This is a genomic window from Arthrobacter russicus, assembly GCF_031454135.1.
Taxonomy (GTDB): domain Bacteria; phylum Actinomycetota; class Actinomycetes; order Actinomycetales; family Micrococcaceae; genus Renibacterium; species Renibacterium russicum.
Genome location: NZ_JAVDQF010000001.1, coordinates 2,648,301 through 2,670,429, shown reverse-complemented (window position 1 = coordinate 2,670,429; position 22,129 = coordinate 2,648,301). Strand labels below are relative to the sequence as shown.

Sequence of the window (22,129 nt, the reverse complement as noted above, 5' to 3'; positions counted from 1 at the left end):
CCCCGGCCGAGGCCTAAAGATCGGCAAGGACCGTGGCTGGGTTCTCCATCGCGTCGGCCACATAGCGCAGGAATCCACCGGCTGTGCCGCCGTCGCAGACCCGGTGGTCGAAGACCAGGGTCAGTTCGGTGACTTTCCGCACCGCGAGTTCGCCCTGGACCACCCACGGTTTGTCGATGATCCGGCCCACGCCCAGGATCGCCGATTCCGGGTAGTTGATGATCGCCGCCGAACCGTCCACCCCGAACACCCCGTAGTTGTTCAGGGTGAAGGTGCCCCGGCTCAACTCAGCCGGCGAAGCTTTCCCGGCCCGGGCCAGCTCCGTCAGCCGACGGAGCTCCACGTCGATTTCCCGGGCGCTGAGCAGTTCCGCGGCCCGGATCGAAGGCACCACCAGTCCACGGTCGGTCTGCGCGGCGAAGCCCAAGTTGACCCCGTCCACAGCGAGCAGGGCGCCGTCGTCGATCCGGGTGTTCAACTCCGGGAACTTCGCCAGACCGGCGAGCACGAAGCGGGCGATGAAGGCCAACAGCCCCGGGGTGTTCGCCGGGTCGGTCTGCTTCAGCGCGGCCCGCATCTCCACAAGTGCAGTCGCATCCACCTCGACCCAGACCGTGGCTTCCGGGATTTCGCTCCGGCTGCGGCTCAGATTGGCCGCGATGGCCTTGCGGACCCCGGTCAGCGGAGTCCGGGAAACCACCGAGAGCCCTGACCTCGGGTCGATCCCGGGCAGCGCCGCCGGGTCTGCGGACGTGATCGCGGCACCGAGCGCCACGATGTCTTTGCGCAAGATCAGCCCGCCCGGGCCGGAACCTGTGACACCGTGCAAGGAAATGCCGGATTCCCGGGCCAGTTTGCGCACCAACGGCGAAATCACCAGCGGTGCAACCCCAGTATTGGCAGCCGGTGCGTTGGCGGCCGGTGTGTTGGCAGCCGCCGCAGCTCCCCCCGGTACACTTGCCGCTGCCGCCTTGCGCGGCCGGGAACGTCCGCTCGCAGTATGCCCGCTGGTGCCGTAACCGATGAGCACGTTTCCGCTGCCGGCGCGCTCCTCCTCGCGATATCCCTCATGCGGGTCCGCCGCGTCCGGGCCGTCCACCGTGAGGAACGGTTTGCCCACATCCATCAGCTGGCCGGCTTCGCCGTGCAGCACCGCTACGACCCCGGCGAACGGGGAAGGGATCTCGACCAGTGATTTGGCGGTCTCCACCTCGGCGATCGGCTGGTCGACCACCAGGTTGTCGCCCACTGAAACCAGCCAACGGACCAGCTCCGCCTCGGTCAGCCCCTCACCCAAATCCGGCAGCAGGAAGACTTGTTGCTTGGCCAGCGCGGCGCTCACAGCGCGTCCTCCCATTGCAACTCGTCGACCGCGTCGAGAATCCGGTCCGGCCCGGGCAGGAAGAAGTTCTCCAGTTTCGGCGCCGGGTACGGCACGTCGAACCCGGTGACCCGGCGCACCGGAGCCGCCAAGGAATGGAAACAACGCTCTTGGACCCGGGCCACGATCTCGGCCGCCATGGAGGCGAATCCCGGGGCTTCGGCGACCACCACGGCACGACCGGTTTTGCGTACCGAGGCGCATACCGTCTCATCGTCGAAGGGCGACAGTGAACGGACATCGATCACTTCGAGCGAGCGGCCTTCGCCCGCGGCGATGTCGGCCGCGGTCAATGCGGCGGCCACCGAAGGCCCGTAGGCGATCAGCGTGGCGTCGCTGCCTTCCCGGGCCACCACGGCCCGGCCGATGCTCTGTTTCGCTGCTTCCGGCCACCGCGCGGCCAAAGCGTCCAAATCCACCAGGTCTTTGGCGAAGTAGAGCTTTTTGGGCTCCATGAAGACAATCGGATCATCCGAGGCGATGGCATCGCGCAGCATCGTGTAGGCGTCGGCGACCGTCGACGGTGTGAGCACGGTAAGTCCCGGGGTGTGCACGTAGTAGGCCTCGGAAGAATCGCAATGGTGCTCTACACCGCCGATCCCGCCGGCATAGGGAATCCGGATCACCATCGGCAGGCGGACCGAACCTCGGGTCCGGTTCGCCATTTTGGCCACATGGCTGACCACCTGTTGGAAGGCCGGGTAAGCGAAGGCGTCGAATTGCATTTCGACCACCGGGCGCATCCCGTTCATCGCCATGCCGACCGCCATGCCGACGATTCCGGACTCGGCCAACGGGGTGTCGAAGCAACGCTGCTCGCCGAACCGGGCGGTGAGCCCGTCGGTGATCCGGAACACCCCGCCCAGAGTGCCCACGTCCTCGCCGAACATCAGCACCGACGGGTCCTGTTCCATCGAGTCGGCGAGCGCCCGGTTGAGTGCTTTGGCAAAGGTGACTGGAGCGGCCTGCTCGGTCTGGGCCGGGCTGCCCGGAATCGGCGCGGCGGTCATGAGGCGCTCCCCTCGCGTCGGAGTTCTTCGGCCAGTTGGGCCGACTGTTCGTCGAGCTGCGGGTTGGGCTCGGTGTAGAGGAACCGGAAAAGGTCCTGCGGGTCGACTTCCGGCTCGGCGTTCATCCCGTCCCGCAACCGCGTGGCGATCGCTTCGGCGCGCGCCGCGATTTCGGCGTCCGCGTCGTCGTCGAGCAGGCCCTCGGAACGCAGGAAGGCCTGCATCCTGGTCAGCGGGTCTTTCGCCAACCACTCGGCGACCTCGCTGTCCTGCCGGTACCGGGTGGCGTCGTCGGCGTTGGTATGCGACTGGATCCGATAGGTGTTTGCTTCCACCAGCAGCGGCCCGGATCCGGACTTCGCCAGCGCCACCGCACGCTTGAGCACGGCCAACAGCGCAACCACGTCGTTGCCGTCGACATGTTCGCCGGCCATTCCGTAGCCGACGGCTTTGTGCGCCAGGGACGGCGCCACCGATTGCTGCGCCAGCGGGACCGAGATCGCGTACTTGTTGTTCTGCACGAAGAAGATCACCGGCAGCTGGAAGACTGCGGCGAAGTTCAGCGCCTCATGGAAATCACCCTCGCTCGTGGCGCCATCGCCGCACAGGGCCATCACCACGGTATTCTCGCCGCGCAGTTTCGCCGCATGCGCCACCCCGACGGCGTGCAGCAACTGCGTGGTCAGCGGGGTGCACTGGATGCCGACCCGGTACGCCATCGGATCGTAGCCGCCGTGCCAATCACCGCGGAACAGCGTCATCGCTTCGACCGGATCCACCCCGCGGCTCATCACCGCGACCGCGTCCCGGTAGGTCGGGAACAGCCAATCGCCATCGTCGAGGCAGAGTGCCGCGGCGACTTGGCAGGCTTCCTGGCCGTGGCTCGACGGGTAGACCGCCATCCGGCCCTGCCGGACCAAAGCCGAGTTCTGATCGTTGAACCGGCGGCCGATGACCAGCTGGGCATATGCCTCCAGCAGTGCTGCGTCATCGGGGACCGGGTATTCGTGGCCGGCTTGCCGCACTCCCGGCTCCGCCCGGCGGCCCTGCGGATCCACCATCTGGATCTGCTCGTGCGCCGGCAGCATATAGTCCTCGACGCTGATGCCGAAGGTTTGGCGCACCCGGTTTTCTTGCTCTGCGGAGATCGTCATCGTACCGTCCGTCCATTCCGCTGCTGATTTGCAGTATGGCTTCCAGTATGCGGTTTTTGGTATTTTATCCGCCAGTTGCCCTATGATCAGGAGACGAATTGATCTAGAAATGGAATTATCAGAGATATACTGTCGAAGTGACCCAGCTTACAACCGACTCCCTGGACGATGTGGATCGCCGGATCTTGGCCGAGTTGACCCAAGACGGCCGGATCTCGATCACCGCATTGGCGGAAAAGATCCATATCAGCCGGGCGCACGCCTACCACCGGGTGACCCAGCTGACCGAGCGCGGCGTGCTGACCAAATTCGCCGCCGTGATCGATCCGATCAAGGCCGGCCTGAAGTCATCGGCCTATGTCACGCTCAAGGTGAAGCAGCATTCCTGGCGGGAATTGCGTGAATCGTTGAAGGCCGTCGACGAAGTGCACCACATCGCGCTGGTGGGTGGTGATTTCGACGTGATCCTCTTGGTCCGCACGGTGGACAATGAACATCTGCGCCGGCTGGTCTTCGACCGGTTGCAATCGATGCCCGGAGTGCTGGACACGCAAACGTCCTTGATTTTCGACGACGTGGATGCCCGCTAGCCCCACCGCCGTCCAAAACCATCGCTTTATAGAGCCGGTTCCTGGAGAATCCAAGGCGCCGGCTCGGAAACCACCCGATAAAGCAACGGTTTTCAGCAAAGCTAAACTCGTCCAATGACCACCGTGGCCCTGGACCCCGTTGACCGCGCGACCGCGGAGCGAGTTCTGCAGGATGCCCCGCTTCCGCAGGACCGTTGGGCTGCCGACTACCCATGGCCGGACGAACTCGATGCGATGCGGATGTTCCTGGCCCAGCCGTCGCCGGAGCCGGCTGCGTTCGGGGTGTATGCCATCCGCGATTCCAGCGGCCTGGCCGTGGGCGGGATCGGGTTTTACGGCCCGCCCGACGACGACGGCGCGGTCACCATCGGGTACAACGTGGTCCCGTCAGCCCGGGGCGCGGGTCGGGCAAGTGCTGCGGTGGCACAGCTGCTGGAAATCGCGGCGGCCCACGGCGCACGACGAGTCCAGGCCGTCACCGATCTGGACAACACCGCATCGCAGACGGTGCTGCTGAAAAACGGTTTCCGCGAGCTGCGCCGGGACGACGTCCAGGCTTACTTCGAATGCCTCACGGCGTGACCTCGGCCTAGCTGAAATTCGGCCGGCGCTTTTCCAAGAACGCGGCCATGCCCTCTTTGTAATTGTCCGTGCTGACGATGGCGCCCTGCACTTTGTTCTCCAGGTCCAAAGCGTCCCAGAAACCCAGTCGTTGGTCCCGGATCGCAGCTACCAGTTTCTTGCCGTCCTGGTAGGCGTTGATCGGGCCGCGGGCCACCCGGGCCACGATCTTGCGGGTTTCGTCCAGCAGCGCCTCCGCCGGAAAGGCCCGGCTGAACAGACCGGAGCGCACCGCTTCGGCACCACTGATCAAATCCGCGGTATAGACCAGGTCCAGAGTCCGATGTGTGCCCAGGCGTTCGGTGAACAGCCAATGCCCGCCGGAGTCCAGGACCATGCCGAGGTTCGCGAACGGCGAGCCGATCTTCGCGTCCTCGGCGAGATAGACGACGTCGGCGGCAATCAGCAAACCGAGTCCGGCGCCCAGCGAAGCGCCTTGCGCCGCGGCGAAGCTCGGCCCCGGGAAGGCCATGATAGCTTGCATCGCCGGCACGATGCGCTCTTCGAGGAAGGCCAAGGCATTGTCATTCTCAATGTCCACGCCGCCCAAATCGCGGCCGGCGCAGAACGCCCGCCCCTCGCCGCGCAGCAACAGCACTTTTGCAGCGCCACCGGCTGCTGCTTCATCGACTGCGGCGCGCAGATCCAGAAAGGCCCGCCCGTCCATGGCGTTGAGTTTCTGCGGCGCGTTCAGCACCACCTCGGCGACCCCGTCGGCAATCGTCAGTTCGATCATGCTGATTCCTCTCGTACCGGATTAGACGTCATAGTCGACGGTGACCGATTCCGACGTCGGGTGCGCCTGGCAGGTCAGGACGTACCCCTTGGCCAATTCGTCGGGCTCAAGGGCATAGTTTTCCACCATCTCCACGGTTCCGTCGACCACTTTCGCCCGGCAGGTTCCGCAAACACCGCCGGCGCAGGCGAAGGGCACATCCGGGCGCACCCGCAATGCCGCATTGAGAATCGACTCCCGGGCGTGCGTCGGACTTTTGACCGAGCCCTTGAGCCCGTCCAGGGTGAAGGTGATGTCGAAGCTGTCATCGGAATCGTCCACGACGACCGGCCGGCCGATCTGCCCCTCGGGCTGCTCCGGCCGACCGGTGGTGAACAGCTCGAAGCGGATTTTCTCCGCGGGCACACCGCGTTCGGCCAGGGTGTCCCGGCAGAGCTGCACCAATTCGAAAGGGCCGCAGAGGAACCATTCATCCACTTGGTCCACGGGCAGCACTGACCCGAGGATGCTCTGCAGCTTCTCGGCATCGATCCGGCCGGAGAGCACCGGGGCGATCCGCTGTTCGCGGGAAAGCACGTGGTGCAAGGCGAACCGTGCCGGGTAGCGGTCCTTCAAATCCGCGAGTTCCTCCAAAAACATCACGTCCATGGCGGCCTTGTTCGCGTAGACCAAGTCGAACCGGTTCCGCGGATCCGCGGCCAACAACGTGCGGGCGATCGCGATCACCGGGGTGATTCCGGAACCTGCGGCAATCGCGACGAAGGATCCGGCCGCGAGGCTCCCGGCGAGTTCTTCGGGCCGGTTCAGATCGGTGAGCACATTGTGGTGCTTCGAAGTGAACGCGCCCATCGGACTCATCACGTCCAGACTGTCGCCTACGGCGAGTTCGGAGTTGGCCCAGGTGGAGAACACCCCGCCCAGATCCTTTTTGATCGCCACCCGGATCTCGCTGCTGCCGTCTGCGAAAGTCCGCGGCTCAGCGCAGATCGAGTAGCTGCGGCGCAGCTCTTTCGGTGCGCCGGAACCGTCCGGGAGCTCGGTTCGCAAAGCCACATACTGGCCCGGCAGGTAGTCGAATTGGCCGGACAACTGCGGCGGCACGTCGAAAGCCACCTCGATGGCGTCCGCGGTGAGCCGGCGGACTTCCTTGACGTTGAGCGCGTGGAAACTGGCCCGGCGGTTCGCCGGTTTGCGGACAACCGCCATGGTCAGTGCACCTTGAAGTAGTCGAAGGGTTCCCGGCATTCCTGGCATTGGTACAGCGCTTTGCAGGAGGTGGAGCCGAAACGGGTGAGTTCCCTGGTGTCCAGTGAATCGCACTGCGGGCATTTGACCGCCAGGTTGAGCCGGACCGGACCGCTCTGGCTGCCGACTCCGGACCGGCCGGTCGGCGGCGCGATGCCGTACTCAGCCAGTTTCGCCTTGCCGGATTCGCTCATCCAATCCGTGGTCCAAGCCGGTGCCAGTACCAACTCGACCTGCGCGGCAAGTCCTTCCTTGCGGAACTCGCTGATCAAGTCGGTACGGATCGCATCCATTGCCGGGCAGCCCGAGTAGGTGGGCGTAATCGTCACCTTTACCCCGTGCTCAGCTGCTTCAACCGCGCGCAGGATGCCCAGCTCGGCAATGCTGAGTACTGGGATCTCCGGATCGTTGATCCGAGCGGCAATGTCCCAAAGGTCTTCTTGAGCCGGCAGTTCTCGATTCAGGGTTTTCACCAGCCGGCCCCCGGATGCTCGCGCGCCAACACCTGCATCTCGGCCAAAAGGTAACCAAGGTGTTCGCTGTGTTGTCCACGTCTGCCGCCGCCGCTCACCCGCGGAGTTTGCGGCACTTCGAGCTCAGCTTCGGTGAACACCGAGTCAATGAAGGCATCGAACTCAGCGCGGAACGACGACGGCGGAACTGCCACACCGCCGTCGGCAACATTGCCGAGCGTCAGATACAGCTCGTCTTCGTCGAAGAGTTCTGCAACATAAGGCCAGGTCAGCGCCAAACCATGCAGCATTCGACGCCGGGATTCCTCGGTGCCGAGCGCGAGCCGGAGCACCCATTGGCTAGCGTGGTCGCGGTGATAGTCGACCTCTTTGACTGCCTTAGCGGCAATCGCCGCCAAGGTGGCGTCGCTAGAGTGTTGCAGCCGGGAGTACAGCTCAAATTGGAAGACCGAGACGACCAGCTGACGGGCAATAGTCCGGGCAAAATCTCCATTGGGTTGCTCGAAAAGCTGCGCACAGCGGAACTCGGTTTCGCCGCGCCAATAGGCCAGATCGTCTTCGGTCTGCGGTGTGCCGTCCGGGCGGCTGAATGCACCAGCGGCATAGCTTAGAAAAGAGCGGGCATGGCCTAATTCGTCCAAAGCAATATTGCCGAGCGCCACATCTTCTTCCAGCTCGGGCGCGCGAGATATCCACCAGCCCAGCCGCTGCGCCAGCACCAGACCGTCGTCGCCAAGCCGCAGCGCATATTCGGCGACGGCTTCGCTGGGCTTCGCGCCGGCGTCGGCAATATCTTCCGGGCGGAGCGCATTACCCGGCGTAATTCTGGTGGCTGATTCTGAAGTCACAGGTGTTTCACGCCTTCGCTCTTCGTGTAATACGTGGCGTGCCGGTAGTCCTTGCCCTGCGGTGATTCGAAGAACGCACCCTTAGAATCCGGGTCCGAGGTGGAAATGGCTTCCGCAGGCACCACCCAGACCGAGACGCCTTCATTGCGGCGGGTGTACAGATCGCGAGCATTCCGCAACGCCATCGAGGCATCTGGCGCGTGCAGGGATCCAGCGTGCACGTGCGAAAGTCCGCGGGAAGATCGGACGAACACTTCCCACAGCGGCCAAGGCTGATTCTGCGCTTCAGACATCAGGCAACTCCTTCTTGCTCAGCGTGCTTGCGCGCGGCGTAAGCGGCAGCAGCTTCGCGTACCCAGGCACCGTCTTCATGCGCTTCCCGACGACGCTCCAGGCGCTGAGAATTGCACGGACCCCGACCAGCCAGAACTTCTTTGAACTCGTCCCAATCCAGTGGGCCGTGTTCCCACTTATTGGTCTCGTCATTGAAGCGAATCTGATCATCCGGCAGCGTCAAACCAAGTACTTCGACCTGCTCCACCATCATGCCGACGAAGCGCTGACGCAGTTCGTCATTGGAGAACCGCTTGATGTTCCACGCCATCGATTGGATCGAGTTCGGCGAATCATCGTCCGGCGGGCCGAACATCATCAACGACGGCGCGTACCAACGATTCACCGCGTGCTGCGCCATCTGCTTTTGTGCAGGCGTGCCGTTGGCCAATTCCAGCAGAATCTCGAAGCCCTGGCGCTGGTGGAACGACTCTTCTTTGCAGACCCGGACCATCGCCCGGCCGTAGGGGCCGTAAGACGCGCGGCACAGCGGCACCTGGTTGCAGATCGCGGCGCCGTCGACCAGCCAACCGATCGCGCCGACGTCGGCCCAGCTCAGCGTGGGGTAATTGAAAATCGAGGAATAGCGTGCCTTGCCCGCGATGAGGTCTTCGGTCATTTTCTGCCGCGGGGTGCCTAGCGTCTCAGCCGCCGAGTACAGGTACAGGCCGTGACCGGCCTCGTCTTGGACCTTGGCCATCAGAATGGCTTTGCGTTTGAGGCTGGGCGCCCGGGAAATCCAGTTGGCCTCGGGCTGCATGCCGATGATCTCCGAGTGCGCGTGCTGTGAGATCTGCCGGACCAGGGTTTTGCGGTAGGCCTCCGGCATCCAGTCGCGCGGCTCGATCCGCGAATCGGCCGCGATCACGCGGTCGAAGGCGGCTTGGCCGGCGAGGTCGGCGGCATCGGTGGGTACCGATTCCAAGGTCTGCGCCATTGCTGCTCCCTACGGGTTCGGATTCCGCGTCCGGAATCGAATTACTGACCGTTCGTTCAGTATATCCGGGAGGATCCGCGGAGGTCAACGCCGGGCCGGACCTTGGAAGCCGGGCACCAGTGAGGGACTCGGACGTCGAGATGGCACGATTCCGGCGATTCGCTCTGCCGAGTCCGTCAGACGTGCCTAGTCCTGCGCGCTGATCCGGCCCGCACGATGACCCCGAGTCGCAAAAGCCCGGACCCCGGCCATCCAAGTCAAGGATGGTCCGGGCCCGGGCTTTCGCTCGTGGGGACTGCGCCTGGGCTCAGCGCCCGCCGGACGGGCTGGTGCCGGCCATCATGCCCAGACGCAGGTCGCCCGCACCGCCAGCGCCCAACGTCCACAGCGAACCGGTATTAGCTTGGGCGGAGAGCTTGAAGTCGTTGCCCACCGCGGTGACCGAAGGACTCGTCCCGGCCATCATCCCGAAACCCCAATCCTTCGTCCCACCAGCACCCGTCGTGAACAGCGAACCGGTATTAGCCTGGAACGCCGTCACCGTCGCGCCATTCGCCAACGTCGTAATCGAAGGACTGGTGTCCTTCATCATGCCCAGACGCAGGTCACGGGTTCCCCCAGCGCCCAACGTCCACAGCGAACCGGTGTTCGCCTGGGCACTGATCTGAAAGTCGTTGCCCACCGCAGTGACCGAAGGACTCGTCCCGGCCATCATCCCGAAACCCCAATCCTTCGTCCCACCAGCACCCGTCGTGAACAGCGAACCGGTATTAGCCTGGAACGCCGTCACCGTCGCGCCATTCGCCAACGTCGTAATCGAAGGACTGGTGTCCTTCATCATGCCCAGACGCAGGTCACGGGTTCCCCCAGCGCCCAACGTCCACAGCGAACCGGTGTTCGCCTGGGCACTGATCTGAAAGTCGTTGCCCACCGCAGTGACCGAAGGACTCGTCCCGGCCATCATCCCGAAACCCCAATCCTTCGTCCCACCAGCACCCGTCGTGAACAGCGAACCGGTATTAGCCTGGAACGCGATCACGTTTTGGCCATTCGCGAGCTTCGCAATCGACGGGCTGGTTCCCGGCATGACCCCCAACCTCAGGTCGGAAGTTCCAGCTGGGCCGACTTGGAACAGCGAACCGGTATTAGCCTGGAATACCACCGTGTCATTCGGCTGGCCGTTCGGCACAGCCGGCCGGTTCTGGCTGGTGACGTTTTGCCCGTTCCGGACTCCACCCGGGTACTCGACGACGTTGAGGGACCCTACGGCTTGCCGGCTGGAACAGCTCACGGTGTTCCAGTGCAGATGCGGCCCGCTCGAGTAGCCGGTGTTTCCCGACCTGCCCACCTGCTGGGCCTGGGACACCTGCTGGCCCGCTGAAACATTCACCCCGGACAGATGGAGGTACTGCAGACAGACATTGTTGCCGATGTCCACCATGACCGAAATGCCTTCTTGCCAAATCGAAGACTGGCCCGCTTCGCGCACTATTCCCGGGGCCGAGGCCAGTACCGGAGTCCCGGAAGGCAAAGCCAGGTCCATCGCGCCGTCGTTGTACGGCCCCTGGTTGAGATGCGGGTATTGCGTCACTTGATAAGTCGATCCCGCGGTGAACGGCAAGTACAGCGGAACTGCCGCCGAAGCCGGACCCGCACTGATCACCGCGCCGCCTGCCAGCAACGCCGTGGCGACAACTGCCGCCGAAACCCGGTTCAATATCTTCATTGCTTGATTCCCCTTAGCTGAACAAAAATCTTTCTGCGGCATGAAGTCCGCCGGCCCCGGCACTCAATGTGCCACGCCGCTGGGCGAGATCAACCCTAAGCGGGGATTCCCGGACGGAATATGCTTTCTCCGGAGATTTCCAATGACTTCCCGGAAAGCTTCCAAAAGTACAATTTGCACCCGGACGCATGCCGAAGCATTACGATAGGCGAGACAAAGCTTTGCAGCTGTCTACCGGTTCGGCACCGCAGGTTTTCCTGACCGGAGACGTCTGGGCATTCCAAGGGGGACAACTAGAATGGATTCGGCCCTTATCGCATTATGCTGCCAGGAACTTTCGGCCCGATTCACCAGCCGGACCGAAAGTCCGAACCTACTGCCCGGAAGCTGCCCGCAACTCGCCGAGTTGGCCAGGGATGTCTTCAATTCGACGATGGCCAACGAACGCGACCTCAACGACTTGGTCTATTTCGCGGCGCAACGAGCCGAAGGATCCGGCCAATTCACCGAGTCGGACCGACGGGCAAGACTCCGCGGGGCGCTGGCCTTCATCATGTGCAACGTCGTGCCCGATGATCACGACACCTACCTGGTGAAACTGGGCAATCCGGCAGTGGCCTTCACCGGAAGATTCACCAAAAAATTCCGTGACACCTGGGCGTTCATGGAGTACAAACGAGCGCAAGGATTTGATCCGCACCTGAGTTACACCTACAAGTCCGGGCAGAATGCCAGAAGATTCTTCCAAGAAGCCTTGGTTGATGCATTGCGCGAGGCGCTGCAATCCGGGGAGGCCTTCCGGCACTACGCCGTAGCCTCTCGGGAAACCCAACGAGTGGTCCTGCGCCCTGCCGGAAACCCGGGGTGGAGCGCCGATCCCGAAACCGCCGGGACCGGAAGCTATTTCGACCGCAACGAATTCATCAGTGAAACCGTTCCGGACGGAACGATCCTTCCGCAAGACGCCGAGTTCACCAAGACCTGGCTACTCAGGAACGCCGGAAACGTCCCCTGGGTCAATCGCTCGATCCAGCGGCTGACTCCGCTGACGATCTACTATCCCCATTCGGCCATGATCATTCCCATTCCGGATACCATGCCGGACAAAGTCGCCACGATCTCAGTTCGTCTGCGAGCTCCGTCGCTTCCCGGGTTCAGCGAAGTGCGCTTCAAAATGATCCACGAAAACGGGGATTTCTGCTGGCCGGAGCTCTATACCAGCGGGCTGATCCTGGCCATCGAAGTCCAGTCTCAAGCCCGGTTTCATCAGCAATCGGAAGATCTGGCCTGCCGCTACGAGGGAGAGCCCGGAAGATAGCCCGCAGCGAACGCGCTTCCGGCCCCGCTGGACTGCGCAATAGAGTGAGCAGCATGACTTCCGCCCCGATCGCCAAGAAGATCCCCGTCACCCGCAGCCACCACAACGACGTCTTCACCGACAACTACGAATGGCTGCGCGAGAAGGAAAATCCCGAGGTGGTAGCCCATCTGGAAGCCGAACAGGCCTTCACCGACCAGGTGACCGAACACCAGGAACCGCTCCGGCAAGCGATCTTCAATGAAATGAAGACCCGGACCCAGGAGACCGACCTCTCGGTCCCCTACCGCCGCGACGACTGGTGGTACTACGTCCGGATGGAGGAGGGCAAGCAATACGCGATCCATTGCCGGGTGGCGGCTTCGGACACCGGGGACACGCTTGCCGATTGGACGCCGCCCACGGTCGCCGCCGGCGAACCGGTCCCCGGCGAACAAATCCTGCTGGACGGCAATGCCGAAGCCGAAGGCAAGCCGTTCTTCTCGATCGGCGGCCAGGCGCTCAGCCGGGACCACCGACTCCTGGCCTTCGCCGTCGACAATGCCGGTGACGAACGCTTCACCCTGCGGATCAAAGATCTGCAAACCGGCACGCTGCTCGACGACGAGATCAGCAATATCTTCTACGGCATCGCCTTCTCCCCCGACGGCACCGAGCTGTTCTATACCGTCGTCGACGATTCCTGGCGGCCCTACCAGATCAAGTCGCATATCCTGGGCACCCCGGCCGCACAGGACACCGTGCTCTACCAAGAAGACGACCTGGGCATGTGGACCGGATTCGATCTTTCCGCAGACCGCTCGCAACTGCTCATTTCAATCGGCTGCTCGGAGTACAGCGAAACCCGGATCCTCGACTTCGGCAACCGCGAGGCCGGTTTGACCACCGTGATCTCCCGCGACGAACGGGTGCTCTACGACGTGGACCCGGTCACCGTGGACGGCAAAAAGCAGCTGATCATCACGCACAACCGGAATGCCCGCAACTCGATGGTTTCCTTGGTGCCGTTCGCCGAATTGGCCAAACCGCTGGAGCAGCAGGCCTGGACCACGGTGGTCGAGCACAGCGAGACCGTGCGGGTGAACGGGACGGCGTCCAATGCCAGCCACGCTTTCATCTCGGTCCGCAAAGACACCACCGACAAAGTGCAGATCCTGCCTTTGGCGGACCTGTTGGCACCACCCGTGGAACCGGCTTTCGACGAAGCGCTGTACACCGTCGAGCTGTCCTTGGCCGAGTTCGCGGCTCCGCTGGTCCGGCTCAACTACACCTCCTTCGTCACCCCGCCCCGGGTCTACGACTTCCTGCTGTCCACCGGGGAATTGGTGCTGCGCAAGGAAACTCCGGTGTTGGGCGGTTTCCGGGCTTCCGATTATGTCGCGGAACGCGAGTGGGCCACAGCCGACGACGGCACCCGGATTCCGCTGTCCGTGATCCGGCGCGCGGATCTGGCCCGCGACGCCGGCAATCCCGCAGTGATCTACGGCTACGGCAGCTACGAAGCGAGCATGGACCCCGGCTTCGCGATCCCCCGGCTCTCCTTGCTGGACCGCGGCATCGTCTTCGTGATCGCGCACGTCCGCGGCGGCGGCGAGCTGGGCCGGGCCTGGTACGAAGACGGCAAAAAACTGAACAAGAAGAACACCTTCACGGATTTCGTCGCCGCGACGGATTGGCTGGCCGGATCCGGCTGGGCGGATCCGACGCGAATCGCGGCAATGGGCGGATCCGCCGGTGGCTTGCTGATGGGCGCGGTCCTGAACTTGGCACCGGAAAAATACGCCGCAGTCGTCGCCCAGGTGCCGTTCGTAGACGCGTTGACCACGATTCTGGATCCGGACTTGCCGCTTTCAGCCCTGGAGTGGGAGGAGTGGGGCAACCCGATCACCGATCCGGAGGTGTACCGGTACATGAAGGAGTACACCCCCTACGAAAACGTACGGCCCGTGGCCTACCCCAAGATCGCCGCGGTGACCAGCTTCAACGACACCCGGGTGCTCTATGTGGAACCCGCCAAATGGGTCCAGGCACTCCGTGAGACCAGCACCGGCGAGGCCCCGATCGTGCTCAAGGTCGAGATGGACGGCGGCCATGGCGGCGCGTCCGGCCGATATGAAGGCTGGAAGACCCGTGCCTGGGACTACGCGTTCCTGGCCGATGCGCTCGGTGCGACGGAATTGCCGCCCCGAAATACTGCAGGCTGAGCGCGCTCATCTTTCCGTCGCAGTATGTCCCACTGAGTCGCTGCACTCAGTGGGACATACTCGTTGCAGCCCAGTGAGTTTGCCGACTGGATGGGACCCACCCCTCAGCCCGCCGCGACGACCGCAGCGGTGGCCTCGGCGATCGCTCGCTCTTCGTCGGTCGGCACCACCAGGATCGGGAAGGCAGAGTCTTCGCGGCTGATCGTCCGGATCTCTTTCGAACACAGCGCATTCGCCTCGCGGTCCAGGAACAAACCCAGCGCTGCCAACCGGTCCACCACCAAAGCCCGGAATTCCGCCGAGTTCTCGCCGATCCCCGCGGTGAACACCAGGGCCTTGGCCCCGCCGACGGCCACCTGGTAGCCGCCGATGTATTTCGCCAGCCGGTAGGCCGCCACCGAAAGTGCAGTCTTCGCCGCGGCGTCGCCGGCTGCCGCGGCATCGACGACCGTTCGCATGTCGTTGTTGCCGGCGAGCGCGAACAGTCCGGACTCCCGATTGACCAAGGCGTCGAGTTGGTCTGCGTCATAGCCCTGCCGGGCCAGGAAAACCAGAATTGAAGGATCGAAATCCCCGCTGCGGGTACCCATCACCAAACCTTCCAGCGGAGTGAAGCCCATCGAGGTGTCGATGCTCTTCCCCGACTTCACCGCGGTGATCGACGCGCCGTTGCCCAGATGCGCGATCACGCCGTCGAACTCGGCCACCGGAATCCCCAGATATTCGGCGCTGCGCCCGGTGACGTACTGGTGGCTGGTGCCATGGAAGCCGTACCGGCGGATCCCGTGGTTCCGGTACAGCTCTTCCGGAAGCGCATAGCGCCAAGCCTCCTCCGGCAAGGTCCGGTGGAACGCGGTGTCGAAAACCGCCACCTGCGGAAGCTGCGGCCATTTTTTCGCGATCGCCCGGATCCCCAGCACATTCGCCGGGTTGTGCAAGGGGGCCAGCGGATTGAGCCGCTCGATCGCCCGAATGATCTCGTTGTCGATCAGCACCGGGGAACTGAAACGCTCCCCGCCATGCACCACCCGGTGCCCGACCGCGTCGATCCGGGTGTCGCCCAGCGCCGCACTGACCAGCTCCAAGGCTGCAGCGTGATCGGGCACCTCCGGCTCGCCGATCTTTTCGATCAGCCCTTCCAGGAGCACCTCGTTGGCTTCGATGTCCCGCACTTGGTATTTGAGCGAAGAAGACCCTGAATTGATCACGAGAACCTGCATCGGGACTCCTATGCTTCCTGATTCGGCACGGCCGGCGCCGCTGAATTCTGGCCTTGGACCGCAGTAATCGCCACCGTATTGACGATGTCTTCAACCGTGCAGCCCCGGGAAAGATCATTGATCGGCTTGCGCAGGCCTTGCAATACCGGCCCGACGGCGACCGCTCCGGAGGACTGCTGCACCGCCTTGTACGTGTTGTTCCCGGTGTTCAGATCCGGGAAAATGAACACCGTTGCCTGCCCGGCGACCTGCGAAGCCGGCAATTTCGACGCCGCAATCGAGGCATCCACCGCAGCGTCATATTGGATTGGGCCTTCGACCGGGAGATCGGGCCGGAGTTTGCGCACCAGTTCCGTCGCCGCCCGGACCTCGTCCACCGCAGCGCCGGTCCCGGACTCCCCGGTGGAATAGGACAACATGGCGATCCGGGGTTCCACCCCGAATTGCTGCGCAGTCTGTGCCGAGGCGATCGCGATATCGGCCAGTTGCTCCTCGTTCGGCTCCGGGTTCACCGCGCAATCGCCGTAGACCAGTACCCGATCCGGCAACAGCATCAGGAACACCGAGGAGACGATCTTGACGCCGTCGGCGGTTTTGACGAATTCCAGGGCCGGCCGGATAGTGTTCGCGGTGGTGTGCGCCGCGCCCGACACCATGCCGTCCACCACGCCCAGCTGAACCATCATGGTGCCGAAGTACGAGGGCTCCAGCATGATCTCGCGGGCTCGGCCCAGGTCCATCCCTTTGTGTGCGCGCAACCGCGCATATTCTTCGGCGAATTCCTCCCGCAGTTCGCTGGCCGCGGGGTCGATCAAGGTGATCCCGCTCAGGTCGATGCCGTGACTTGCCGCCAGTTCACGCACCTGGTTGAGCTCGCCCAAGACGGTCAGATCGCAGACATCGCGGCGGTGCAGGATCTCCGCGGCACGCAGAATCCGCACATCGCCGCCTTCCGGGAGCACGATGTGTTTCCGGTCGCTCCGCGCCCGCTCGATCAGTTCGTGCAGGAACCGCAGCGGTGTCATCCGGACCGGGCGCGGGATGTCGATCCGGTGCAGCAGTTCGGATTCGTCCACGTGCTTGGACCAGGCGCCGAGTGCAGCGGCCGCTTTGCGGCGTTGCGACGACCAGATTTCGCTCCGCACTTCACTGACCTGCTTGGCCGTGTGGTAGGTGTCCTCCGGACTGTCGAAAATCGGAAACGGCGCTTGTGCCAGCAAAGGGTAGATATGCGCGTCCGGGGCCAGACCGCCGGTGAGGATCATCCCGGAGGGTACCGGGAATTCCGGTGAAAATGTCGAAGCCAGGGTTGCCACCATGACGTCGGCACGGTCGCCGGGCACGATCACCAGGGCGCCGGCGTCGAGCACATTGAGGAAATTGCCCACGCTCATCGCCGCGACCTTGATCGATTCGACGTCGCGCTCCTGTTCGGAGCTGCCTGCGATTTGCCGCAAGGACAGCGCGGTAGCGACTTCACCGACGGTGGGGCGGGAGATTTGGGCGATTTCGGGCAGGATGTAAACCGGCTTCCCCGAAACTCCCGGACGCAGCGATGCGCCGATCTCGGCCAACTCCGCGGGCTCCGCACGGTTGACCATCATGGCCAGCAGTGTGCAGTTGGCGGCAGCCAGGGCCTTCCTGGAGACGTCTACCGCGTCGGCGACTTCCGCCGTCGTACGGTCTTTGGCGCTGACCACGGACAGCACCACGCAGCCCAGATTGTTGGCGAGCCGGGCGTTGAGGTCGAATTCGACCGCGGCGTCCTGCCCGGTCAAATCGGTGCCTTCGACGATCACGACGTCGACTTGTTTGGCGATCTCCGCATAAATCGCCACGCAGCGCGAATCGATTTCCTCGCGCTGCCCCGATGCCAGCAGGGTCCGGGCCTCCTGCGCAGTCAGCCCCGCCCGGCAGACGCTCGGTGCGAGATCGAAGGTTCTGGCCATCATCGCCACCATCGGGTCCTGACCGGCGTCGGCTTCGGAAATGATCGGACGGAAGAAACCGATCCGGTCTGCCCTTCGATGCAGGGCATCAGCCAGGCCAAGCGTGATGAGCGATTTGCCGGAGCCCGGCATTGCAGCGGAGACGTAGATTCCCTGAGTCACTCCCCCATCCTGTCAAAGCCAGGCGCATTACCGGGAGCTTTGTGAGCAAATACTCGTCTTTCCTGCCCGGTTCACAGTTCCCGGTGCCGGGTTAGCCCGGCGAACACGTCCCGTTGTTGGCGAGCAATTCCACCAAGGTGTTCGTGGCCCCCATCCGGGCCAGCTGCTGCAGGTACTGCTCGGTGAGCGGCGGACCCTGAGTCGGCGTGCCGCTCGGCGTGCCGCTCGGTGTGCCGCTCGGCGTGCCCTCGGAGGTCGGCGGCGGGGTGAGGGTTCCGATCGGCGGAGTCGTCGCGCGGCCGGTCGACGACGGCGACGGTACCGGTTTGCCCAGCAGTTGGGCGACCCGGATCCGGATCTGTTCGAAATCCGGATAGGTGGAGAATTCGGTGCTGAAATCCGGCGGACCCAAGGTGAGCCGCTTCGTTTCCTGGCTCTGGGATTTCAGTGCCAATTCCACGAAGGTGCTCAGTTGGTCCGTGGTGATGTCCGATTCCATGATCTGGGTGCCGGCCTTGGCCAATTCGCCGAATTTGGTCAGCACTTTGAGTGGATCCATCTGTTTGACCAGGGCCTGGACCACGCATTGTTGCCGAAGGCTGCGCGCATAGTCGGTGGTCCATTCCCGGGACCTGGCGTACCAGAGCGCCTGGTATCCGTTCAGCGTTTGCAGCCCGGGGGCGATCCAGCCCTCCGGCGGCAGATGCCCGCCGTTTTCGTCGGTAGCCTCGCCGCTGATCGGCACCCAGCCGCCGGCGTTGACCTTCACCCCGCCCAAGAGATCGATCAAGGTGGAGAAATTGTCCATGTCGACGATGACGTACGCCTGCATGGTCAAGCCGAGGATCTCGCTGACCGTCTCCATCATGGCTTTGGCCCCGGGATCGGCCACTCCGGGGTAGAGCGACGAGTACTGTTCGGTGACCTTGGAATACAGATTCCCGATGATGCATTGATCACCGCAGCTGAATCCGTCCGGCATCACCTTCTTCAACGGGGAGCTGGCCGGGAATGGTGCACCTTGGAAGTTCCGCGGCACGCTGATCGTCGCGGTGGCACCGGTTGCCGCGTCCACACTGATCGCCATGATGCTGTCCGGCCGCCGCCCGGTCCGGTCTTCCCCGGCGTCGCCGCCCATGACCAGGAAGTTGTATCGTCCGTCCACCGGGTTCAAGAACGGCGAGACCGGCTTCCCATCGCCTCCGCTCAGCGGACCGGTGAAAATATCGGAAAGCGCATTCCTGCTGAGATTGAGCAGATACGCCGCATACCCCGTGCCCCCTGAAGTGATGACCAAGAGCGGAACCAGGACGAGCACCGTGAGTACTTTGCCGCCCGGCTGGAGCCTGCGGAATCGGATCAGGCCGAAAATGTCCAGGAAAGTCACCAAGTACCAGGCGGAAAGCAGGATCAGTCCGATCAGCAGGACCAAGGATCGGCCCGGGTGCGTGACCCAGGAAATCCCGGAGGCCCGATCAACGAGCACCGATACGCCCAAGTAGGACCCGGCCGCCCAGAAAATCGCCGGAATCAGGAGGAAAACCCACCTCGACCAGCCCTTCGACCCACGGAGGAACCGCGGAGCGCCCGGCAGAATCACGTTGAGGAACAACAGCCCGACAATCCGGCCGTTCGAGGCCGGGGCATCCGGCGACGTCAGATGGCGCGGTGATTCACGCCGTCGATTCCGACGGCTGGTGGCGGCTTCTCGCATCTGTTCTTCCCTCAAGGTGGCTTAAGGGTTGAGAATACCGCATGCCCGCGCCCAACAGGGCCCGCTGAGCATCCGCTGAGGACAACGTCATAGTCTTGACACAGATCCGAAAACCGGATTACCTAATGAACATTCGGTCAGTAAACCAGCCCGGCCTGATCAGCTTTCTGGAGGTTCTATGACGCACCCCATGCTCGCTGACGATGCCGCCTCCGGCTGGCTCGGTGTGGCGATCGAGAAAATCGACGATGGCCACGCCACCCTGTCTATGGTCTTGCGCCCGGAGATGATGAACGGATTCGGGGTCAGCCACGGTGGAATGATCTTCGCGCTGGCCGACTCCGCCTTCGCCTTCGCCTGCAACCCGGCCGGCTCCGATGGCAGCAGCCAGACCGTTGCAGCCGGTGCGGACATCAATTTCCTGGCACCCAGCCATGCCGGGCAGAAGCTGACCGCGGTGGCCGATCGGCGCTCCAGCAATGGCCGGAGCGGACTCTATGACGTCCAGGTTTTTGCCGAATCAGCCGACGGTGCGCAGCAACTGATTGCCGAGTTCCGCGGCCGTTCCCGGACCATTCCCACCCGCAGGAGCACCCAGTGACTGATCTGACCGAGACTGGTTCCGCGGAACGCTTCGACCGGGAACAGATCGAAGCGTTGCAGTTGAGCCGGCTGCAACACACCCTCGCCTATGCCTATGCGCGGGTTCCGCTGTACCGGCGCAAATTCGACGACGCCGGAGTCCGGCCCGAGGACCTCCGCCAGCTCTCGGACCTCGCCGGTTTTCCGTTCACCACCAAAGAGGACCTCCGCACCGAATACCCGTTCGGCATGTTCGCCGTCCCGCAAGAGCGGATCGCCCGGATCCATGCTTCCTCCGGCACGACCGGCCGGCCGACCGTCGTCGGCTACACCGCGCAAGACCTGAAAACCTGGGCATCCCTGGTGGCCCGCTCGATGCGGGCTTCCGGCGTGCGGCCCGGCCACAAGGTCCACATCGCGTACGGCTACGGACTGTTCACCGGCGGGCTCGGCGCACATTACGGCGCGGAAGCCTTGGGCTGCACCGTGATTCCGATGTCCGGAGGACAAACCGAGCGGCAGATCCAATTGATCCAGGATTTTCGGCCGGAAGTCATCATGTGCACGCCCACCTACCTGCTGACCATCATGGATGCCATGCGGCATCAGGGGATGGACCCGCGCAGTTCGTCGCTGAAGTTCGCAGTCTGCGGAGCGGAGCCCTGGACCGAAGAGATGCGGCAAGAACTGGAATCCGGCCTCGATCTGAAGGCTTGCGACATCTACGGCCTCTCCGAAGTGATGGGTCCCGGCGTGGCCGGCGAGTTCGTGCAGTCCCAGGACGGATCGCATATCTGGGAAGACCACTTCCGCCCCGAAATCGTCGACCCGTTCTCGCTCGATGCGACACTGCCGGACGGCCAAGTCGGCGAATTGGTTTTCACCACGTTGACCAAAGAAGCGCTGCCGATCATCCGCTACCGGACCAAGGATTTGACCAAGCTGCTGCCCGGGACCGCGAGCCCCGGAATGCGTCGGATGGCCCGGATCGGCGGGCGGACCGACGATATGATCATTTTGCGCGGGGTCAATCTCTTCCCCAGCCAGATCGAAGAACTCGCTTTGCGGATCCCAGACCTGAGCCCGCACTTCCAGTTGGAGATCAATCGGCCGGCCGGCCAGAGAATGGACGAGTTGACCGTCAAGATCGAGCCCCGGGAAGGAACCACCGGGCAGCAACGCGAGGCGGCAGCAGACAACTTGCGCAAGGAGATCAAAGTGCACATCGGCTCCTCCGCGACCATCGCCGTCGTCGAACCCGGTTCGCTGGCACGTTCGAACGGCAAACTCCGCCGGGTGTACGATCTGCGCGAGCCGAAATGAGCACTGCCACGGGGAGCAAGCGCGGCAGGCCCGGTTACGATCAGGAAACCGTGCTGAGGATCGCCGTCGAGGCATTCAACCAGCACGGTTATGAGGCTACCTCGATGGGCCTGCTGGCGGAACGGCTCGGCGTTTCGAAATCTGCGATTTACCACCATGTCGACTCCAAAGAAGCCTTGCTGGAGCTCGCCCTCGATCAAGCCTTGGGCGGGCTGGAGGCGATTCTGTCCGAACCCGGGGCCAGTTCCGGGGCGCCCGAGGGCCGGCTCGAATACGTTTTGCGCGGCACGGTGGCCGTCCTGGTGGACAAACTGCCCTACGTCACGTTGTTGCTCCGGCTGCGCGGCAACACTGCGATGGAGCGTGGCGCGCTGCGCCGGCGACGCGACTTCGACAGGGAGATCGCGGCACTGGTGGCGGCGGCCCAAGCCGATGGGGCGCTGCGCTCGGATGTGGACGCGCGGACCGCGGAACGCTTGCTCTTCGGCACGATCAACTCGATCGTGGAATGGTACCGCCCGGGTGGGCCGCTCACTGCGGCGGAACTCGCGGACCAGATCATTTCAATGGTCTTCGACGGCTTGCGCAGCTGAGACCTGCCCC

20 protein-coding genes are annotated in these 22,129 nt (G+C 63.6%); 7 read left to right on the top strand and 13 right to left on the bottom strand.

Translation table 11 applies throughout. The annotated features are described in order from the left end of the window. Positions 1-13: 13 nt before the first annotated feature. Genes JOE69_RS12475 through pdhA form a run of 3 tightly spaced genes read right to left on the bottom strand, consistent with a single transcriptional unit; the run spans position 14 to position 3,545 of the window. On the bottom strand, positions 14-1,357 hold the full coding sequence (locus JOE69_RS12475) for a dihydrolipoamide acetyltransferase family protein (RefSeq protein ID WP_309799184.1): 1,344 nt from the start codon (positions 1,355-1,357) through the stop codon (positions 14-16). After that, on the bottom strand, positions 1,339-2,391 hold the full coding sequence (locus JOE69_RS12470) for an alpha-ketoacid dehydrogenase subunit beta (RefSeq protein WP_309799182.1): 1,053 nt from the start codon (positions 2,389-2,391) through the stop codon (positions 1,339-1,341). Before JOE69_RS12470 ends, JOE69_RS12475 begins: the two co-directional genes overlap by 19 nt. After that, entirely contained in the window at positions 2,388-3,545 is a 1,158-nt protein-coding gene (gene pdhA, locus JOE69_RS12465; RefSeq protein ID WP_309799180.1) for a pyruvate dehydrogenase (acetyl-transferring) E1 component subunit alpha, read from the bottom strand. Before pdhA ends, JOE69_RS12470 begins: the two co-directional genes overlap by 4 nt. A gap of 137 nt (positions 3,546-3,682) precedes the next feature. On the opposite strand from pdhA, the gene JOE69_RS12460 reads away from it, so the two are divergent. Together JOE69_RS12460 and JOE69_RS12455 are read left to right on the top strand one after the other, a co-directional pair. Then, the gene (locus JOE69_RS12460; protein WP_309799178.1) at positions 3,683-4,135 is read left to right on the top strand and encodes an Lrp/AsnC family transcriptional regulator; all 453 of its coding nucleotides are present in this window, start codon (positions 3,683-3,685) and stop codon (positions 4,133-4,135) included. Between the two features lie 114 nt (positions 4,136-4,249). After that, positions 4,250-4,717, top strand: a complete 468-nt coding sequence (locus JOE69_RS12455) for a GNAT family N-acetyltransferase (protein ID WP_309799176.1) — start codon at positions 4,250-4,252, stop codon at positions 4,715-4,717. A 7-nt stretch (positions 4,718-4,724) separates the two neighbouring features. Here JOE69_RS12455 and JOE69_RS12450 read toward each other — a convergent pair whose 3' ends face one another. The 7 genes from JOE69_RS12450 to JOE69_RS12420 form a co-directional block, all read right to left on the bottom strand. Continuing rightward, positions 4,725-5,492 (bottom strand): enoyl-CoA hydratase/isomerase family protein, encoded by a 768-nt coding sequence (locus JOE69_RS12450; RefSeq protein ID WP_309799174.1) that lies wholly within the window; start codon positions 5,490-5,492, stop codon positions 4,725-4,727. 21 nt (positions 5,493-5,513) lie between these two features. Then, entirely contained in the window at positions 5,514-6,698 is a 1,185-nt protein-coding gene (gene paaE, locus JOE69_RS12445; protein WP_309799172.1) for a 1,2-phenylacetyl-CoA epoxidase subunit PaaE, read from the bottom strand. A gap of 2 nt (positions 6,699-6,700) precedes the next feature. Next, positions 6,701-7,210 carry a 1,2-phenylacetyl-CoA epoxidase subunit PaaD gene (gene paaD / locus JOE69_RS12440; protein WP_309799170.1) on the bottom strand — a complete coding sequence of 170 codons (510 nt, stop codon included), beginning with the start codon at positions 7,208-7,210 and terminating at the stop codon, positions 6,701-6,703. Then, a complete protein-coding gene (gene paaC / locus JOE69_RS12435) occupies positions 7,207-8,058 on the bottom strand; it encodes a 1,2-phenylacetyl-CoA epoxidase subunit PaaC (protein WP_309799168.1) in 852 nt (283 codons plus the stop codon). The genes paaD and paaC overlap by 4 nt, the downstream gene beginning before the upstream one ends. After that, positions 8,055-8,351 carry a 1,2-phenylacetyl-CoA epoxidase subunit PaaB gene (paaB, locus tag JOE69_RS12430; protein ID WP_296362215.1) on the bottom strand — a complete coding sequence of 99 codons (297 nt, stop codon included), beginning with the start codon at positions 8,349-8,351 and terminating at the stop codon, positions 8,055-8,057. Before paaB ends, paaC begins: the two co-directional genes overlap by 4 nt. Further along, positions 8,351-9,328 carry a 1,2-phenylacetyl-CoA epoxidase subunit PaaA gene (gene paaA, locus JOE69_RS12425; protein ID WP_309799166.1) on the bottom strand — a complete coding sequence of 326 codons (978 nt, stop codon included), beginning with the start codon at positions 9,326-9,328 and terminating at the stop codon, positions 8,351-8,353. The genes paaB and paaA overlap by 1 nt, the downstream gene beginning before the upstream one ends. A gap of 307 nt (positions 9,329-9,635) precedes the next feature. Continuing rightward, entirely contained in the window at positions 9,636-11,054 is a 1,419-nt protein-coding gene (locus tag JOE69_RS12420) for a M23 family metallopeptidase (RefSeq protein WP_309799164.1), read from the bottom strand. A 433-nt stretch (positions 11,055-11,487) separates the two neighbouring features. Between JOE69_RS12420 and JOE69_RS12415 the strand changes: the two genes are divergently transcribed. After that, positions 11,488-12,372 (top strand): NBR1-Ig-like domain-containing protein, encoded by an 885-nt coding sequence (locus tag JOE69_RS12415; RefSeq protein WP_309799162.1) that lies wholly within the window; start codon positions 11,488-11,490, stop codon positions 12,370-12,372. Positions 12,373-12,425: 53 nt separating this feature from the next. Further along, entirely contained in the window at positions 12,426-14,576 is a 2,151-nt protein-coding gene (locus JOE69_RS12410; protein WP_309799160.1) for a S9 family peptidase, read from the top strand. Positions 14,577-14,680: 104 nt separating this feature from the next. Here JOE69_RS12410 and JOE69_RS12405 read toward each other — a convergent pair whose 3' ends face one another. From JOE69_RS12405 to JOE69_RS12395, 3 genes are all read right to left on the bottom strand, one after another. Beyond that, positions 14,681-15,796, bottom strand: coding sequence for an acetate/propionate family kinase (locus JOE69_RS12405; protein WP_309799158.1), 1,116 nt, complete (start codon positions 15,794-15,796; stop codon positions 14,681-14,683). Positions 15,797-15,804: 8 nt separating this feature from the next. Then, positions 15,805-17,907, bottom strand: coding sequence for a phosphate acetyltransferase (pta, locus tag JOE69_RS12400; RefSeq protein ID WP_309799155.1), 2,103 nt, complete (start codon positions 17,905-17,907; stop codon positions 15,805-15,807). Between the two features lie 91 nt (positions 17,908-17,998). Further along, positions 17,999-19,621 carry an LCP family protein gene (locus JOE69_RS12395; RefSeq protein ID WP_309799153.1) on the bottom strand — a complete coding sequence of 541 codons (1,623 nt, stop codon included), beginning with the start codon at positions 19,619-19,621 and terminating at the stop codon, positions 17,999-18,001. Positions 19,622-19,799: 178 nt separating this feature from the next. On the opposite strand from JOE69_RS12395, the gene JOE69_RS12390 reads away from it, so the two are divergent. From JOE69_RS12390 to JOE69_RS12380, 3 genes are read left to right on the top strand one after another with little or no spacing between them, the layout of a single operon-like run. Then, positions 19,800-20,222, top strand: a complete 423-nt coding sequence (locus JOE69_RS12390; protein WP_309799151.1) for a hotdog fold thioesterase — start codon at positions 19,800-19,802, stop codon at positions 20,220-20,222. Beyond that, complete coding sequence (paaK, locus tag JOE69_RS12385) at positions 20,219-21,526, top strand: phenylacetate--CoA ligase PaaK (protein WP_309799149.1); 1,308 nt, start codon at positions 20,219-20,221, stop codon at positions 21,524-21,526. Before JOE69_RS12390 ends, paaK begins: the two co-directional genes overlap by 4 nt. Beyond that, on the top strand, positions 21,523-22,119 hold the full coding sequence (locus JOE69_RS12380; RefSeq protein WP_309799147.1) for a TetR/AcrR family transcriptional regulator: 597 nt from the start codon (positions 21,523-21,525) through the stop codon (positions 22,117-22,119). Before paaK ends, JOE69_RS12380 begins: the two co-directional genes overlap by 4 nt. Positions 22,120-22,129 lie beyond the last annotated feature (10 nt).

Coding starts and splice junctions, on each gene's coding strand:
- JOE69_RS12475 (WP_309799184.1), bottom strand. CDS start 1,357: ATGGGAGGACGCGCTGTGAGCGCCGCGCTGGCCAAGCAACAAGTCTTC.
- JOE69_RS12470 (WP_309799182.1), bottom strand. CDS start 2,391: ATGACCGCCGCGCCGATTCCGGGCAGCCCGGCCCAGACCGAGCAGGCC.
- pdhA (WP_309799180.1), bottom strand. CDS start 3,545: ATGACGATCTCCGCAGAGCAAGAAAACCGGGTGCGCCAAACCTTCGGC.
- JOE69_RS12455 (WP_309799176.1), top strand. CDS start 4,250: ATGACCACCGTGGCCCTGGACCCCGTTGACCGCGCGACCGCGGAGCGA.
- JOE69_RS12450 (WP_309799174.1), bottom strand. CDS start 5,492: ATGATCGAACTGACGATTGCCGACGGGGTCGCCGAGGTGGTGCTGAAC.
- paaE (WP_309799172.1), bottom strand. CDS start 6,698: ATGGCGGTTGTCCGCAAACCGGCGAACCGCCGGGCCAGTTTCCACGCG.
- paaB (WP_296362215.1), bottom strand. CDS start 8,351: ATGTCTGAAGCGCAGAATCAGCCTTGGCCGCTGTGGGAAGTGTTCGTC.
- paaA (WP_309799166.1), bottom strand. CDS start 9,328: ATGGCGCAGACCTTGGAATCGGTACCCACCGATGCCGCCGACCTCGCC.
- JOE69_RS12420 (WP_309799164.1), bottom strand. CDS start 11,054: ATGAAGATATTGAACCGGGTTTCGGCGGCAGTTGTCGCCACGGCGTTG.
- JOE69_RS12415 (WP_309799162.1), top strand. CDS start 11,488: ATGGCCAACGAACGCGACCTCAACGACTTGGTCTATTTCGCGGCGCAA.
- JOE69_RS12410 (WP_309799160.1), top strand. CDS start 12,426: ATGACTTCCGCCCCGATCGCCAAGAAGATCCCCGTCACCCGCAGCCAC.
- JOE69_RS12405 (WP_309799158.1), bottom strand. CDS start 15,796: ATGCAGGTTCTCGTGATCAATTCAGGGTCTTCTTCGCTCAAATACCAA.
- JOE69_RS12395 (WP_309799153.1), bottom strand. CDS start 19,621: ATGCGAGAAGCCGCCACCAGCCGTCGGAATCGACGGCGTGAATCACCG.
- JOE69_RS12390 (WP_309799151.1), top strand. CDS start 19,800: ATGACGCACCCCATGCTCGCTGACGATGCCGCCTCCGGCTGGCTCGGT.
- JOE69_RS12380 (WP_309799147.1), top strand. CDS start 21,523: ATGAGCACTGCCACGGGGAGCAAGCGCGGCAGGCCCGGTTACGATCAG.